Origin of the sequence: Psychrobacillus sp. NPDC093200 (assembly GCF_050280345.1) — a bacterium.
Taxonomy (GTDB): Bacteria; Bacillota; Bacilli; order Bacillales_A; family Planococcaceae; genus Psychrobacillus; species Psychrobacillus faecigallinarum.
Genome location: NZ_JBNNVC010000002.1, coordinates 324,205 through 340,905 on the forward strand (window position 1 = coordinate 324,205; position 16,701 = coordinate 340,905).

Consider the following 16,701-nt stretch of genomic DNA (forward strand, 5'->3'; position numbering starts at 1 on the left):
TTAGTGATGATAGGAGTTTTTTTATATTCTTTTTTAGGAGGAAACGATATGACAAACGAGACAACGATGTCTACCAAGTATGATCCGCAGTCAATTGAAAAAGGTCGCTACGAGTGGTGGTTAAAAGGCAAATTTTTTGAAGCGCATCCAGAGAGTGAAAAGGAACCATATACAATTGTGATTCCACCACCGAACGTAACTGGTAAGCTACATTTAGGTCACGCCTGGGATACTACGCTTCAAGATATTATCATTCGTATGAAGCGTATGCAAGGCTATGATGCCCTATGGTTACCAGGAATGGACCATGCAGGAATTGCTACTCAAGCAAAGGTGGAAGAAAAACTTCGCGCTGATAATATTACTAGATATGACCTTGGCCGAGAAAAATTCGTTGAAGAAACATGGAAATGGAAAGATGAATACGCAGGGCATATTCGTCAGCAATGGGCAAAGCTAGGCTTAGGCTTAGACTACTCACGTGAACGTTTTACATTAGATGAAGGCCTTTCTAACGCAGTAAAAGAAGTATTCGTTAATCTATATAACAAAGGCTTGATTTACCGTGGCGAATACATCATTAACTGGGATCCAGCTACTAAAACAGCACTTTCGGATATTGAAGTAATTCATAAGGATATACAGGGTGCATTCTATCATATGCATTACCCACTTGCAGATGGTACTGGTTCGATCGATGTTGCAACAACTCGACCAGAAACAATGCTAGGGGATACGGCTGTTGCGGTACACCCTGAGGATGACCGTTACAAGCATTTAATCGGTAAAAAAGTAAAATTACCAATCGTTGGCCGTGAAATTCCAATCGTAGCAGATGATTACGTGGATATGGAGTTTGGTAGTGGTGCAGTTAAAATTACTCCAGCTCATGACCCGAATGATTTTGAAATTGGTAACCGCCATGATTTAGAAAGAATACTAGTGATGCATGAAGATGGCTCTATGAATAAAAATGCTGGTAAATATGAAGGTATGGATCGCTTCGAATGTCGTAAGCAAATTGTGAAGGATCTTCAAGAAGCAGGAGTATTATTCAAAATCGAAGAGCATGCACATTCCGTTGGACATTCAGAGCGAAGTGGAGCTGTAGTTGAGCCATACCTTTCTACACAATGGTTCGTTAAAATGCAGCCACTTGCAAAAGAAGCTATTAAGCTTCAAGAATCAGAGGGCAAGGTAAACTTCGTACCTGATCGCTTTGAAAAAACTTATCTACGTTGGATGGAAAACATTCATGATTGGTGTATCTCCCGTCAACTTTGGTGGGGACATCGTATTCCAGCATGGTACCATAAAGAAACTGGAGAAGTTTATGTTGGGCACGAGGCGCCAGCAGATGAAGAAAATTGGAAGCAAGATGAAGACGTTTTAGATACATGGTTCTCATCTGCTCTATGGCCTTTCTCAACTCTTGGTTGGCCTGATGTAGAAAATGAAGAAATGAAAAAGTATTATCCAACCAATGCCCTTGTTACAGGTTATGATATTATATTCTTCTGGGTGTCTCGTATGATATTCCAAGGAGTAGAATTTACAGGAACTCGCCCATTTGACGATGTACTAATTCACGGTTTAGTACGTGCAGAAGATGGTCGTAAAATGTCGAAATCTCTTGGAAACGGCATTGATCCTATGGATGTAATCGAAAAGTACGGTGCAGACTCACTACGCTACTTCCTAAGCACTGGCTCATCTCCAGGGCAGGATCTACGCTTCTCAGTAGAAAAAGTAGAGGCTGTTTGGAACTTCGCCAATAAAATTTGGAATGCATCACGCTTTGCATTGATGAATATGGATGGCTTGAAATACGAAGAAATTAACTTAGAGGGCAAAAAGTCTGTAGCAGATGCTTGGATTCTTACTCGTTTAAACGAAACAATTGAACAAGTAACAAGACTTTCTGAGAAGTATGAGTTCGGTGAAGTTGGTCGTGCACTTTATAATTTCATCTGGGATGACTTCTGTGACTGGTATATCGAAATGTCTAAGCTACCGCTAAACGGGGAGGACGAGGAAGCGAAGCATATGACTCGTTCCGTTCTAGCATATGTATTAGACAATACGATGCGTTTATTACATCCATTCATGCCTTTTATCACAGAAGAAATTTGGCAAAACCTTCCTCATGAAGGGGAGTCAATAACCGTAGCTTCATGGCCGACTGTAAACGAAGAGCTTTCTGATCAAAGCCAAGCAGCAAGCATGAAATTACTTGCAGAGATTATCCGCTCGGTACGTAATATACGTTCAGAGGTACAAACACCAATGAGCAAAAAAGTGCCTCTATACATCTCAGCGAAAGATGCCGACACGCTTGCTGTGTTAGAGGCTAATGCGAAATACTTAGAGCGTTTCTGTAACCCAGAGCCTCTAGTGATCGGTCAAGACCTAGAAGATCCAGGTCAATCGATGTCAGCAGTAGTTACAGGTGCTCTATTGTACCTTCCACTACAAGGCTTAATAGATATTGATGCTGAAAAAGCTCGTTTAGAAAAAGAATTAGAAAAATGGGCAAAAGAAGTGAAGTTAGTTCAAGGTAAGCTATCCAACGAACGCTTCGTTTCAAAAGCACCTGAGGCAGTAGTAGCAGAAGAGCGTGCCAAAGAACAAGATTACCTAGAAAAACACGCAACTGTGTTAAAACGTCTTGAGGAATTAAATAACTTGTAATTAGTAAGCGTAGCAAGCACCCTAGAGGTGTTTGCTATGCTATTTTTATGAATAAATACAAGTAGAGCTACTGGAGTAATTGAGAACCATTTTAGAAATGGGTTTTAGCACGGATAGTGTGGAAGAACCTTGCAGAGACGGAGTAGAACATTGCAGAGAAGAGGAAGAACATTGCGGAGGAGGAGTAAAACCTTGCAGAGAACGAATGAAATGTTGTACAGATGGAGCAGAAACTTGCAGAGACCGCATAGCATAGCATTCAAACACAAAAAAACACATTGAGCTCAATGCTCAACGTGCTTTTTTAACTGTTTATCGATGTAATCCATGATTGGTATAGCAATATCCGTTTTTGTTGTTTGGAAATATGATCTTGCACCAACCGGATCTTCTATTTCATTGAAAAGCCATCTCCCATCGGGTAAAAGGAGGAAATCGATTCCTATATAATCACTTTTAATCGCTTTTGCAATTTTTACTACGTCTGCTTCTTGGCTTGCAGAAAGCTCATAATTTTCAACAGTTCCACCTAAATTAAAATTGGATTTAAAGCTATTTGGAGCACCGATTCTCTTTACAGCTCCAATGACCTCAGTGCCCAGCATAAATACTCTTACATCAGTTGCATTCGTTTCTATATAGCTTTGGGCAATAATCTCTTGTGAGCCGTACTTTGTTAGAAACTCTACCGCAGCTTCTTTATTGTCCAAAAGCTCTACCTGTAAGCCGCCATGTCCCTCAATAGTTTTTAAAACGATAGGGTACTGATCGATCTCATGAATATCTTTTATTTTTTTCGTTGGTACTGTTGCAATTCCTAGCATTTGAACTAGCTGAATTGCTTTGTATTTATCATTTGCAATGACGTTGACCTCAGCCCGGTTGAACATAGGTAATCCTCGTTGTTCAAGCTTTTTGGAAAGCTCAGGATTACGAGCTCTAAAAAAGATAAAATCTACTTCTGGAAATTCTAGCTGTTGATCATCTATCACATTCAATGTATGTCCGTGACTCCTTGCAGCTTTAATAAGGCGATCGATGAAATTTTGATTTCTCTCGATTTCCTTTAATTCATATATCAACAAGCCATTCATATAACAACAGCTCCGATTTTAGATAATATATAGCTAATCATGGCATCTCCTACGTTAATGCCAGTGACATTATAAATGTTACGAATATGTGCTACTCCATTAACCTCACAAACTAGTGGTTCTTCGTCTTCACCAAAGAGCAAATCGACCCCAGCAAATTCAGCATTCAATGCAGCAGCAGCTTGAATAGCCACTTCTTTTTGTTTTTCTGTTAAAACGATTTCAGTTGCAGTCCCACCATTTGTGATATTGGCACGGAAATCGGTAGCTGATTGACGGTGCATGCAAGCCACAACTTGACCTCCCACCACATTGACGCGAATATCTCTTCCTCTACTCGTATGGATGAATTGCTGGAAGACATATTCAATCCCTTTTAGCTCTTCCACCTTTTCAAAAAATTGCTCTCTTGTTTCTATCAAATAAACTCTTTGACCAAATGAGCCATGTGCTTCTTTAATAATCATAGGTAGCTGAAGTACTTGTAAAACCTGCTCGTAATAGCCAGTGTTCAAAATAGAGAACTCAGGATAGACTTTAGGTGCTATAATCGTCAGAGGCATTGGCACGTTAGCTTTTGCCAGCGCGAGATATTGATGCGCCTTGTTATCACAAATCTCAATCACGCTTGGATCATTGAACACTGGTATGCCTTCATTCTTTAGATATTTTGCAAGCAAAATATCTTTGTCTAGAAAGACGACAAAATCAGGCCTTGTTGATAAGCTTTCATGAACATTCATCAGAAGCTCATAATTTTTTACTAAAACTGCTAGTATGCCTTTTTTTTCTGCTGCTTCTTTCAGGAGGAGAGCCTGATCGAGAAACTTATCATGAGTTAGGCTACCATTGTAAACGATCCAACAAGTTTGCATAATTAATGACCTCCACGGGTACGTGTTATAATGTGTTCACAAGAAGTTTAGCAGAAAAGTAACGAAGACGGAATAGGGTGAATGACTTGGAAATAAAAAAATTTAATAACTATAAGATAAAATGGGATATTACTAGTGAAACTATGATTAAACCTGGTCTAGAGCGTATTCAGGAAGCTTTAAATAAATTGGGAAATCCGCAGGAAAAACACAAAATAATTCATGTTGCTGGCACAAATGGGAAAGGCTCAACGATTGCCTTTATGAGAGCAATTTCAAAGGAGCACAACTTAACATATGGTAGCTTCACATCTCCTTGTTTAATCGATGTACACGATCAAATACAAATAAACGGCAATAATGTTACCGAGGATCAAATGGACAAGGCGTTTCAAAAGCTTAGACTAGCAGGAATAAGTGGTATGCTTACTGATTTTGAGCTTTTAACAGTAGTTGCATTTTTAATTTTTGAAGAACACGATTTAGATATTGTATTCCTGGAAAGCGGAATGGGTGGAAGACTTGATAGCACGAACGTAATTCAACATTCTTTAGCAGTTATACCGAGTATATCTATTGATCATACGAACTTCCTTGGTGACACTATCGAGAAAATAAGCTGGCATAAAGCAGGAATTTTAAAAGAACATGGGAAATTGATAATAGGGGAAATCCCCCAAAGTGCCAAAGAGGTAGTAGATAAAGAGGTAAAAGAGAAACAGGCGGAGCTTATTGAAATAAACAAAGATTTTAAAATGATAGGTAAAAGCTATACATATCACAACCATCAATTTAGTGATTTAATGCCACAAATGCTTGGAAGCCATCAGTTATCGAATATGGCACTAGCTATTACTGCATTAATTGAAAGTGAATACACTTTAGATGAAGAGAAGGTACAAAGAGCAGTTAGTATGGCAGCACTTCCTGGAAGAATGGAAAAGTGGAGTGAGAGAACGTATATGGATGGGGCACACAATAAGGCAAGCATTGACGCCTTAGTAGAGACGATTAAGCAATACTTTCCTAACGAACGTATCCATTTTATAATAGGTATATTAAAAGACAAGGATTATATGTTTATTTTAAAAAGACTAGAGGAAATTGCTGCAAGTTTTGAGTTTGTAGATTTTAAACATGAAAGAGCTTTAGATGCTAATATTTTGTTTAAACACTGTACACACAGTGAGAAACGTATAACTAAAGATATAAATAATATAGACCTAATTTCAGAAAATGAAGAAGTTATTACTATAGTCACTGGTTCTCTGTATCTAATTACCGAGTTAAAAGGAATAAACAGGTAAAATGTAATTTTAATTATTCTGTTTTCTTGTGATATAATTTTTATATAATATAACTGCGAAAAAAGTAATGGCCTAAAAGGAAGGGGGATATGGTTGATGGTATTTACTCAGAGAGCTAAAAATATAATGATCTCACTTTGGTTCATTTTTGTTCCAATTGGGACTTTTTTAGTATATATAAACTCCCCAACCAAACCTACCGAATGGGAAAATTACGGATACTATTTGCTATTAGCATTACTATCTAGCGTATTTCCATTTGTTATAGCCGGTTCTACAATTATTCTTGTATTATGGGTAAATGCTGCGATATTTATGAAGTATGGTCTATTAGCTGAACTAATTTCTATGCAGCTGAGTATGTTTCCTGTTATATACCATATGAAAATTACCCGTGAAACCTTATTTAAATACTTCTTCAATTCATTTATGTTTTTTTTACTTTCAGTAATTTGTGGATCACTTATTTTGGGCTTAGGATTTGAAGTCGGCAGTATAGCTATAATGGATGTAATCTTATACGGCTCTCTATATGCTATCTCATATATATTGTTAAACCATGTGATTTTGTATATTAGAGAGCTTATTTGTGGGTTTAAGCCGTTTTTTCTAACGAAGGATTTTTATTGGGAAACAGCTTGCCTTTTAATGACACTACCATTTGGCTTAAGCCTATATTTATTTGAAACGGCAACTGGACCAATCGCATTGTTGTTAATGGGAATACCGTTAATAACAATCACAGTAATAGTTCGATTGTATAGTGATTCTGAAAAAGTAAATAATGATCTGAACAAGGCAAGCGAGTTTGGGCACGAATTGGCGGAAAGATTAACTTCTGCTGAAATATTAGATATGTTTGTAGAGCGAGTCTCTAAAATGTTTCCTATTGATACTGCCTATATAGTTGACAATGTGATCGATAAATTTATAATTTTACGAGCAGTTGAAGATGGGGTTAAGAAAGAATTAGAATCCTCACATGAAGAAATAAAATATAGCTTTGTTGGGAATGTCTATCAAAAAGGAGAACCAATCCTCTATAATAAACAAACGGAATGGCTTCATATGAAACCTTCGTTTTTATCCATGGAGATGCAAAGCGTGATGGCTGTACCGATTTATCGAAATCAGAAAATTGAAGGTGTATTGGTTCTTGCAACAAAAAGTAAATTTGCATTTGAGCCTTACCAATTGAATATTGTTCATTTATTGTGTTCTTACTTTGCTGTTTCCTTAGAAAAAGCAAGATATGTAAGAGAAGCAGTAGCTCAAAGTGAAATATGTGAACTTACTAAGCTATATAATTATAGATATTTAGATAGACAAATTGCTACTGAAATGGAAAAAGTAGTAGCTGGGGCGTATCATTCACTGTCATTAATCATGCTGGACATCGATAAATTTAAAGCAGTAAATGATACTTATGGTCATCATAGTGGAAATCTAATCTTAAAAGAATTTGCCCAACTTATAAAAAAAGAAATCGGTGGAGAGGGCACGGTTGGGAGATATGGCGGAGAGGAATTCGTTGTTATCCTTCCAAACTACACCAAATTACAAGCTATTAACTTAGCAGAGCAGCTCCGTATGAAAATTGAGCAAACTCCTTTCATAGTAGAACAGGGTTTAGCAGATGTAGCAAGAGAAGAGATTATCTTTATCACAGCGAGTATTGGAGTTTCAACAGCACCTGAGGATAGTGATGAGGGGAATTCCCTTATCCGTAATGCCGATCGCGCTCTATACATCGGGGCAAAACAGGCGGGACGGAATAGAGTTGCGGAGTATGTGAAATAAAAACATTTATTTAAAATATAGAATAGGAGACGAATATTGTCACTTTAATTGTGACTATATTCGTCTTTTTATTTAAATGATGGATTACAATAGTAATAGCTACATTTATCTGTAATAATAACATTAATTACTATCATGGAAGGTTGATTATTGTGTTTATTCATGAAGATATACATAATGAAAAAGGCTTAACCCTAGTTGAATTATTAGTAGCTATAATTATAGTTACTATCATTTTATTGTCATTTTTAACTTTTTTTCTTCAATCAGCAAAAACGGGTAAAAGTTCAGAAAAAATAGTAGATGCCACGTATCTAGCCCAGACAGAAATGGAAAGATTTTATGAGTTAAGTGTACGTATAAAAAACAGTGATAGAATATTAGGAATTGAAAATTTAGGATACAGTGTAGTAAGTGCAAATACTGAAGAAGAAATTTTTGAAAAAGCTGACGTTACAAATAATGGTTTTATAAAAGTTAAATTAAAACTGCAAAGTAAATCTACTTCTTTATACCACTTGGTTATTGAAGTTTATGATAATAAAGAGGGTCCTCTACGTGTGAAAATGGAGAATATTATAGAGTGGAGGTAGTAAAAGTTGAAACGTCTAAAAGAGAATAATGGATTCACTCTAATTGAAATACTTGCAGTAATTATAATTATTTCTTTGTTCATAGGGCTTTTTTCTAATATTTTATTTTCTATCTCTACACAGCATAAAAAACAACTCAATGAAAATATGAATTTAACAGATATATCTTTCGCTTTGAAAACAATAACAAAGGATATAAGGAAATCAAAAAAACCTGTTTGGATTAGTGAAAAGGAAATAGATTTAGATGGAATTACATATTCATTTGATGAAGATAAGCAAGCTATAAATAAAGATGACAAAATATTTGTCAATCATATTAAAAGTTTTGAAGTTTCGGTATCAAATAACAAATGGGATATAGAAGTTACAAATTTACAAAATAAAAGTGAAAAAACTGAGATAATTATTAGAAGAGGTGACTGAATTGTTTAAATATAAATATAGAGCTCATCTTACTCAAAAGGAAAATGGTTTTACTCTCATAAGTGCTTTGCTATTGCTGATCTTAACTTCAGTTCTCGGACTTGCAATTTTATCAATTACGTGGAATGTATCAAAATTATCTAGCAGTGAGAGGGCTGATCAAACAACATTTTATATTGCAGAGGCTGGAATAGTTACAACTAGAACAGCTATGGAAGAAAAAATTAAAAAAATATATAACGAAGCTTATGATGAAACACTTAGAAAAAAAAATATATATGAGAATCTACCTTTGGAGCAACAAACTGGATTTAATTTTAAAGAAATTTTAAAGAATGAATTCAATAGTAGAATTAATACTCAAATTAAAGATAAAGAAGTAACCATAGTTGATTCTTTTGAAGAAAATTATGATGACAATAATAGCTTGGTAAGACCCCAAGCTACAGTTAATTTTATTAAAAAAAGTATAGATCCCTTTGAATATACAATTGAATCTACAGGTAAAATTGGAAAACAGGTCCGAAATGCTAGTCAAGACTTTATAGTCGATTTAGGACTCGGAGATACTGAAGAGGGCTCTCCTGAGGATCCTTTGCCTGAAGATAATGAGTATGAAAACTTAGCCTTGTATGTGAATAAAACAATTGAATTGTCCGGAAGTGCTACTATCAATGGGAATGTTGCTTTAGGAGGAGCAAAAGATAATTTCAAAAAATGCTTAGACTGGAAAAATGAAGTAATTATGTGCGGTGGTACAAAACATAACGGAGAAATTATTTCAAACGTAAAGAGAATATATGAACTTCCAGATTATCCAGTCATACCCACCTATAATATACCGAAAGATTTGGTAGTGTCGAAAAACCCACATGAATCAACGTATGTTATTAAAGATGGAAATTTGCTAATCAGTAACTACTTAACAAATAATTATATATTGAAAATGAGTGAATTAGGTGACAATAACGGGAATTTACAGTTTAAAAACCTAATTATTAATAGCAATAATAAATTAATTATTGACGTCGGCTCAACTGATAAAGCCTTAGTAATTGATAAACTAGATTTAAGTGGGCATATAGAAATTATAGGAACAGGGAAACTTACGTTATATGTTAAAAACTCCATTGGAATATATAGCTCAAGTACTATAAATAGCAATAGCAAAAACGTAGACAAAATTAAAATCTTTTACAGTGGAGCTGAAGAAATTAAAACTTCAGGTGGAGAATACATTTATGGTTCCATTTATGCTAAAAGGGCCAATATTAACCTAGGGGCTGGTGGAGGCGGATACTTTGGAGATATTTATACAGGTGGTTCTAGCTTTAAAATCAGCGGTGGTGTAAAAGGATATACTAATTTATATCTTGCTCCTAATGCTCATTTTGATCTTTCAGGTGGCGGACAAGTTAATGGATTGATAGTTGCAAATACGTTCTCGGCAAGTGGTGGTACCGTTCTTACTCATGGAAAAGTAATACCTCAATTTGAACCTAAAAAAGAGATTTTTATCCCTGCTAAACAAAATGAAGTTGATTTAATAGAAAGAGAAGTATTGATAGAAAAATAAAAGGGAAATGGGAATTATGTTGTTAACCTTCTGGTTCATAACTTTAATTCCTTTTTTTTGTTCATAATTATTCAATAAAAGTTCCTTGATGTAGATATACATCCGATATACATGATTGTTTTCTCACAATAGAAAGTTATTAGATATATTACAGTAAATTTATAACTTATTCCTATTTAGTTTTACTACTATAGTTTCTAGCACAAGTAGTATATGGCTGTAAATTAAATGCTTTTTATGTAATCATAGTATTATATATTCCATAAATTACTTGTATTCGACAGCTTATTCGTATATAAATAAGTAAAAAGGTTTATAAAGATGGAATCAAAGAAATTATTCTGTACTTTATTTCGAAGAAATGTAGTTAGAAAGACTAATTATGAGGTTCTTTTTAACTATTTCGTGGATAGGTTTAAAGGAGTGCGATTTATGAAGTTTATTTTTAAAAAAAAGTTATTATATTTTCTATTCATTTTCTTATTAATCTCAATTCCTATTCGAAGTTTGTTTCCTTTGAGTGCCGAAGCTAATAATAATCCTGCTTCTTCCATTGGAGGATTCGAGGTCCAGTCCTCAGACAAGGCAGAAATAATTTCCTTCCTAAATGAAAAGATTAATGAATGGGAGAATAATATTCCTGTAGTTAATGACAATGGAGAAGAATTAACTCTGCAAGCAGAATGGTTCACTTTTAATGTGGAAGGAACTGTCGATAAATTTTTGTCAAGAACAGAGAAACCCTGGTTCACTTTTTGGAAAACTTCATCAGTAGTTCATTTACCAATAGAATTTACTATGAGTCAAGAGGTTAATAGGCTAATAGAAAAACAGTCTCACTTAAATGCAGAGCAAACTTTAGGGAATATAAGAGAAAAAGTAGGAATCCTTTCTAGTGAGCCTATAGAAAGCGTTCCATTAGACTTATCCCTAATACCATTAGAGCGTGTTGCTTTTACTCTCGAAGAAATTATGATAAATACTACGAGTTTAAATGATATTGTTACCGTTCTTAATGAACAAGTTATCGGGAGTGAGGAAGTGTTTTCTCTAAAAGAGAGAATAGAGAAAATAAATATTGTCCCCTCTGATGAAACGTTAAATTATGTGGCATCCATTCTATACAGTGTAGTACTTAAAACTGATTTTGATATAGTGGAACGTCATTCTCAAGGAGTGCTTCCACCTTATTTGGAGGCAGGCATCGAAGCGGAAATTAGTAATAGTAAAGATTTTAAGTTTATAAATACGACTGATCAACCGGCTAGCTTAAAATTTAGTTTGAAGGACAACAGTTTCTTAGTAGAAATCTATGCTGTACCCACTGAAACTGAAGGAAAGTATCAGGTTAGAGGACGGCAGGAAATTAAACCAAGAACCATTTATAGATATTCGCCTGACTTAGCACCAGGTGAAGAACAGCTAGTAGAAGAGGGAAAGCCAGGATTGAGAGTATCTGTTTATCGTACAATTTCAGATAAAATAGGACCTTTTGAAAATGAAGAGCTCGTATCACAAGATTATTATCCTCCTAAAAATAGAATTATTATTAAATCAGTGATTGTACCAGAAACACCTACTGTTCAGGATCCAGATCTGGAAATTGATTTAAATGGAGATGGCTTAGCAGACATGGGACCTATTTCGACAGAGGGCGATGAGGTTTCGACGGACCCTTCTATTTCCAATACAATAAATAATGAAAACACAGATGAACTACCTGAGGGAAGTTATTATGACAAGGCAGGAAACATCATAGATGGATCTAAATAATTTTTAGGGGTGGTAAACTGTGAAAATGAATGCCCGTAAACGCTTAGGAGATTTATTAGTAGAATCCAATGTTATTAGTAATCAACAGTTGGAATATGCATTAACACATAAAAGTCGTGAAGAAAAGTTAGGGGATTTTCTTATTAAAGAAAACCTCTTAACAGAACAACAATTAATAGAAGTATTAGAATTCCAATTAGGAATTCCACATGTGAATTTAAATCAATATTCAATAGAACCTGAATTGATTCAATTAGTTCCCAAAGAATTGGCGAAGCGGACATATATCATGCCACTTAAAAAGGACCGAAATAAATTATTAATTGCGATGGCTGATCCAATGGACTATTTTGCAATTGAAGAAGTTAGAATGGCAACTGGCTGCCAAATCGAAACTAGTATTGCCGCTAAGGATGATATATATCGAACTATAACTAAATATTATGACTTGCAGGAATCAATGGACCAAGCATTGATCGATATGTCACCTAAAGAGATAGAAAATGATACTCAGATTACTGATGAGGATTCACCTATCGTACGTTTAGTAAATCAAATCGTTGCTAATGGAGTTGCTCAAAGGGCAAGTGATATTCACTTTGACCCACAGGAGAATGATCTCCGTGTTCGTTACAGAGTAGACGGAATGTTGAAATCAGAGCGTTCTCTTCCAAAATATATGCAAAATGTCGTGTTAGCTCGTATAAAAATTATGGGGAATTTGAATATAACCGAAAATCGTATTCCACAGGATGGACGTATCAAGCTGACAGTTAATATGAAAGCAATTGATATCCGATTAGCTACTCTTCCAACAATATATGGTGAAAAGGTTGTAATGAGGATATTAGATCTAAGCAGTGCTTTAAATAGCTTAGGAAAGCTAGGCTTCAATGATAGAAATTTAACTGCTTTTAGCAAAATGATTGAGCGTCCAAATGGAATTGTTCTCTTAACTGGTCCCACTGGCTCTGGTAAATCTTCCACTCTATATGCTGCATTGAATCAGTTAAATGATGAAAATGTGAATATTATTACGGTAGAAGATCCGGTGGAATATCAATTGGATGGAATCAATCAAATTCAAGTGAGGGAAGAAGTAGGTTTAACTTTTGCTGTTGGGCTAAGATCTATATTACGTCAAGACCCAGACATAGTAATGGTTGGTGAAATACGAGATCTAGAAACAGCTCAAATTGCAGTAAGAGCATCACTAACTGGGCATCTGGTCTTAAGTACTCTTCATACGAATAGCGCAGTAGAATCGGTGTCTCGCCTTAAGGATATGGGAGTTGAGCCATTCCTTCTTTCCTCGTCATTAGTAGGAATAGTAGCACAACGTTTAGTACGTAAAATTTGCAGAGATTGTGGAGAGATGAAAGCTCCAAATGAAAGAGAAAAAGAAATTTTTGCTGAACGAGGCATACAGATTGAACAAATTCGAAAAGGTAGGGGCTGTCCTGCCTGTAACCAAACTGGGTATAGAGGCCGTTTAGCAATTCACGAGGTTTTAGTTGTGGATGAATTTGTTAAGGATCTAATTTTAACTTCTAAAAGCCCATCATTAATTAAAGAGCATATGAAAAAAACAGGATTCTCTAGTCTGCTAGAGGATGGCCTGCTTAAGGTAAAAGCTGGATTAACTACTACTGAAGAAGTGTTACGCGTGGCAACTGTAGATTGAGGTGTAAAAAATGAAAAATTCTATTATTTATTTACTCGAAAAATCTTTTGAGGACAAAGCTTCGGATTTACATCTTACTGTTGGGTTGCCTCCTGTATTTCGAATGAACGGATCATTAAAAGCTTTTGGAGACATACAGCTAAACACAAACGATACAGCAGATATGTTAAAAGAAGTATTAGAGCCTTCTAAGATAGAGGAATTTGAAGAAAAAGGAGAAATCGATTTTAGTTATGAGCTGCCAGGTCTATGTCGATTCCGTATAAATGCATATCATCAACAGGGGCAGGTATCTATTGCCGCTCGAATGATTGAATCTAAGATTCCTGCAATAGAGAATTTGGGAATGCCGAATGTTTTATATTCATTGGCGGACAAGCCTCAGGGTTTAATTCTTGTAACAGGACCAACTGGCTCAGGTAAGTCTACAACATTGGCATCTATGATTGACTATATTAATACAACAAAAGCTATGCACATTATTACGTTAGAGGATCCAATTGAGTATGTTCATAAGCATAAGAAATCAGTAATCAATCAACGAGAAGTAGGGGCGGACACTTTAAGTTTTGCAAATGGATTAAGAGCTGCTTTAAGGCAAGATCCAGATGTAATCTTAGTTGGAGAGATGAGAGATTTGGAGACAATTTCCACCGCTATTACGGCAGCGGAAACGGGACATTTAGTAATGGCAACGCTTCACACGAGCAGTGCTCCTACTACAATCGACCGAATTATTGATGTGTTTCCCCCACACCAGCAGGGGCAGATTCGTATTCAGCTAGCTAATGTCTTGCAAGGCATTATTTCTCAAAGATTATTTATCCAAAATGACGGTATGGGGCGTGTGGCAGCAACAGAAATATTAGTTCAAACACCTTCTGTAGCAAACCTTATCCGAAATGAAAAAGTACATCAAATCCAGAACGTCATGCAAACTAGTCGAGCATTAGGTATGCATACTTTAGAATCATCAGTTCAATCATTATTGAATAGCGGAAAGATTTCTCTAGAAGCAGCTAAGCCCTTTTTAAATGTAGGTGAATATTAATGGTAGTTTTCAAGTATAACGGTCGAACCTCTCATGGAAGTTTAAAAAAAGGCATTATCGAAGCCACTAATAAACAAGCAGCTGTAGCTAAATTACGATCTCAAGGAATTAATCCTAGGGAGCTTGAGGAGTCTAAAAGTATTCTTCACAAAGAATTATCCCTTGGTGGCAAAGTTAAAAATGAACATTTTGTTATCTACGCTAGACAATTTGCTACACTAATCCGTGCTGGAGTCTCCATCTTGGAATCTACCAAAATTTTAGCTGACCAAACCTCCAGCAAGCCTTTGAAAAAAAGTCTAAAAGATGTAGAAGAAGATGTACGTTCAGGTCTTTCTTTTTCAGAAGCGGCAGCAAAATACCCTAAGGTTTTCCCCGCTTTGTTTGTTAATATGATTCGAGCTGGAGAAGCGACGGGTAACCTAGATGAATCATTAGAAAGACTAGCCTTTTCTTATGAAAAGCAATTTAACTTGAAAAAGAAGGTTCAATCTACACTTGCGTATCCTGTTATTTTACTAGTACTTACGATTATTGTATCTGTATTTTTAATGCTTACAATTGTTCCTCAATTTGTCACCATGTTCAATGACATGGGGGCAGAGCTACCACTAATAACGAAAATGGTAATGGGATTCAGTGAATCACTGCAAAACTCTTGGTATTTCTATTTTGCCGCAATTTTTATCATATTAATAAGCTTTTACTTGCTTTATAACAAGAATACACAATTCTATTATTCTTTTAATGTTTTTTTATTGAAAATGCCAGTGTTTGGGAAGCTACTTCAGAAATCAGCCATTGCAAGAATGACTAGAACGCTTTCCTCATTGTTTAGTAGCTCAGTGCCTATATTACAAGCACTGACAATAGTTGAAAAAGTAATAGGTAACCCTGTTGTGGCTAAAGTAGTTAGTGAATCTAGGACAAGCCTTGAACAAGGAAGCACTTTATCTGCACCTTTGGAAAAAAGTTGGATTTTCCCTCCTTTAGTAACGCAGATGACAGCTATTGGAGAACAAACCGGATCACTTGATTACATGCTAGAAAAAATAGCAGACTTTTATGAGGATGACGTGGATCGAACGGTTGATACACTCAAATCTTTAATTGAACCATTAATGATTGTCTTCTTAGCTGCAATAGTAGGAACAATTGTAATGGCGATCATGATACCGATGTTTAGTATGTACGAGCAAATTTGATATAAATTCCCATTTAAGGAGGTGAAATAAAATTACTAAGAATAGAATGCATGAAAATTTAGAGTTAACAACTAAAGGAGGAAATAAAATGAAAAAGACAAGAAAGTTATTGAAAAACCAAAAGGGTTTAACCTTAATTGAACTTTTAGCCGTTATCGTAATTTTAGCCATAGTTGCAGCAATCGCAGTACCAGCAATAGGGAATATTATTAATAATTCCAGAGACAAAGCTATTTTAGCAGATGCTTCCAATATATTAGCTGGTGCAAAATTAGCAGTAATTGATGGTGCTTGTGAAGGAACTGATAGTACAGGAATTACCTGTGATAACACTGTTTTAGAGGAAGTAGTTGAAGGTATTACAATAGGCGAAGATGATTCTGTTGCCAAATCTGCTGATGGTGTTTGGACTGTTAATTATGAAAGATTAGATGATATTGAAAACGATGAAAAATTTTCGGTTGATGGTGGCTTCACGGTTGGTCAGACTTCTATTACAGAAGCAGATTTAAACCAAGCAATGAACCAGTAATAATTGGTACAGCAGGCATCAGTCTGCTGTACTTCTATTAATATTCAATTAATCTCTCCTTTGAGCAAATGAAGTCATTCATTTGTTGAAACGT

Annotated in this window: 13 protein-coding genes and 1 other annotated feature (1 of these 14 only partly in view); of the genes, 11 read left to right on the forward strand and 2 right to left on the reverse strand. The window is 35.5% G+C overall.

Annotated features, from left to right (window positions below):
• Positions 1-4, forward strand: a binding site (T-box leader) (it extends 223 nt beyond the left edge of the window).
• A 44-nt stretch (positions 5-48) separates the two neighbouring features.
• The gene (locus ACQKNZ_RS09205; RefSeq protein WP_427659306.1) at positions 49-2,691 is read left to right on the forward strand and encodes a valine--tRNA ligase; all 2,643 of its coding nucleotides are present in this window, start codon (positions 49-51) and stop codon (positions 2,689-2,691) included.
• A gap of 284 nt (positions 2,692-2,975) precedes the next feature.
• On the opposite strand, the gene ACQKNZ_RS09210 is transcribed toward ACQKNZ_RS09205, so the two are convergent.
• Positions 2,976-3,785: an ATP-grasp domain-containing protein gene (locus tag ACQKNZ_RS09210; RefSeq protein ID WP_427659308.1), complete on the reverse strand. Its 810-nt coding sequence runs from the start codon at positions 3,783-3,785 to the stop codon at positions 2,976-2,978.
• Complete coding sequence (locus ACQKNZ_RS09215; protein ID WP_144535677.1) at positions 3,782-4,660, reverse strand: ATP-grasp domain-containing protein; 879 nt, start codon at positions 4,658-4,660, stop codon at positions 3,782-3,784. Before ACQKNZ_RS09215 ends, ACQKNZ_RS09210 begins: the two co-directional genes overlap by 4 nt.
• 86 nt (positions 4,661-4,746) lie before the next feature.
• Here ACQKNZ_RS09215 and ACQKNZ_RS09220 point away from each other — a divergent pair, with 86 nt between their 5' ends.
• The 10 genes from ACQKNZ_RS09220 to ACQKNZ_RS09265 all read left to right on the forward strand — a co-directional run bounded on the left by ACQKNZ_RS09220 (position 4,747) and on the right by ACQKNZ_RS09265 (position 16,607).
• Positions 4,747-5,967, forward strand: coding sequence for a bifunctional folylpolyglutamate synthase/dihydrofolate synthase (locus ACQKNZ_RS09220; protein WP_427659310.1), 1,221 nt, complete (start codon positions 4,747-4,749; stop codon positions 5,965-5,967).
• A gap of 96 nt (positions 5,968-6,063) precedes the next feature.
• On the forward strand, positions 6,064-7,767 hold the full coding sequence (locus tag ACQKNZ_RS09225) for a sensor domain-containing diguanylate cyclase (RefSeq protein WP_154310553.1): 1,704 nt from the start codon (positions 6,064-6,066) through the stop codon (positions 7,765-7,767).
• A 152-nt stretch (positions 7,768-7,919) separates the two neighbouring features.
• Positions 7,920-8,360 carry a type II secretion system protein gene (locus ACQKNZ_RS09230; RefSeq protein ID WP_195761992.1) on the forward strand — a complete coding sequence of 147 codons (441 nt, stop codon included), beginning with the start codon at positions 7,920-7,922 and terminating at the stop codon, positions 8,358-8,360.
• A gap of 6 nt (positions 8,361-8,366) precedes the next feature.
• Positions 8,367-8,786, forward strand: a complete 420-nt coding sequence (locus tag ACQKNZ_RS09235) for a prepilin-type N-terminal cleavage/methylation domain-containing protein (protein WP_154310557.1) — start codon at positions 8,367-8,369, stop codon at positions 8,784-8,786.
• Between the two features lies 1 nt (position 8,787).
• The gene (locus ACQKNZ_RS09240) at positions 8,788-10,362 is read left to right on the forward strand and encodes a DUF7305 domain-containing protein (RefSeq protein WP_427659313.1); all 1,575 of its coding nucleotides are present in this window, start codon (positions 8,788-8,790) and stop codon (positions 10,360-10,362) included.
• Between the two features lie 432 nt (positions 10,363-10,794).
• A complete protein-coding gene (locus ACQKNZ_RS09245; RefSeq protein ID WP_427659315.1) occupies positions 10,795-12,135 on the forward strand; it encodes a VanW family protein in 1,341 nt (446 codons plus the stop codon).
• A 25-nt stretch (positions 12,136-12,160) separates the two neighbouring features.
• Positions 12,161-13,819: an ATPase, T2SS/T4P/T4SS family gene (locus tag ACQKNZ_RS09250; protein WP_195762020.1), complete on the forward strand. Its 1,659-nt coding sequence runs from the start codon at positions 12,161-12,163 to the stop codon at positions 13,817-13,819.
• A gap of 10 nt (positions 13,820-13,829) precedes the next feature.
• Positions 13,830-14,870, forward strand: a complete 1,041-nt coding sequence (locus tag ACQKNZ_RS09255; RefSeq protein WP_427659317.1) for a type IV pilus twitching motility protein PilT — start codon at positions 13,830-13,832, stop codon at positions 14,868-14,870.
• The gene (locus ACQKNZ_RS09260) at positions 14,870-16,075 is read left to right on the forward strand and encodes a type II secretion system F family protein (RefSeq protein ID WP_427659319.1); all 1,206 of its coding nucleotides are present in this window, start codon (positions 14,870-14,872) and stop codon (positions 16,073-16,075) included. Before ACQKNZ_RS09255 ends, ACQKNZ_RS09260 begins: the two co-directional genes overlap by 1 nt.
• Before the next feature lie 88 nt (positions 16,076-16,163).
• On the forward strand, positions 16,164-16,607 hold the full coding sequence (locus ACQKNZ_RS09265) for a prepilin-type N-terminal cleavage/methylation domain-containing protein (RefSeq protein WP_427659321.1): 444 nt from the start codon (positions 16,164-16,166) through the stop codon (positions 16,605-16,607).
• Positions 16,608-16,701: the final 94 nt, after the last annotated feature.

Coding starts and splice junctions, on each gene's coding strand:
- ACQKNZ_RS09260 (WP_427659319.1), top strand. CDS start 14,870: ATGGTAGTTTTCAAGTATAACGGTCGAACCTCTCATGGAAGTTTAAAA.
- ACQKNZ_RS09250 (WP_195762020.1), top strand. CDS start 12,161: ATGAATGCCCGTAAACGCTTAGGAGATTTATTAGTAGAATCCAATGTT.
- ACQKNZ_RS09205 (WP_427659306.1), top strand. CDS start 49: ATGACAAACGAGACAACGATGTCTACCAAGTATGATCCGCAGTCAATT.
- ACQKNZ_RS09255 (WP_427659317.1), top strand. CDS start 13,830: ATGAAAAATTCTATTATTTATTTACTCGAAAAATCTTTTGAGGACAAA.
- ACQKNZ_RS09210 (WP_427659308.1), bottom strand. CDS start 3,785: ATGAATGGCTTGTTGATATATGAATTAAAGGAAATCGAGAGAAATCAA.
- ACQKNZ_RS09215 (WP_144535677.1), bottom strand. CDS start 4,660: ATGCAAACTTGTTGGATCGTTTACAATGGTAGCCTAACTCATGATAAG.
- ACQKNZ_RS09245 (WP_427659315.1), top strand. CDS start 10,795: ATGAAGTTTATTTTTAAAAAAAAGTTATTATATTTTCTATTCATTTTC.
- ACQKNZ_RS09265 (WP_427659321.1), top strand. CDS start 16,164: ATGAAAAAGACAAGAAAGTTATTGAAAAACCAAAAGGGTTTAACCTTA.
- ACQKNZ_RS09225 (WP_154310553.1), top strand. CDS start 6,064: ATGGTATTTACTCAGAGAGCTAAAAATATAATGATCTCACTTTGGTTC.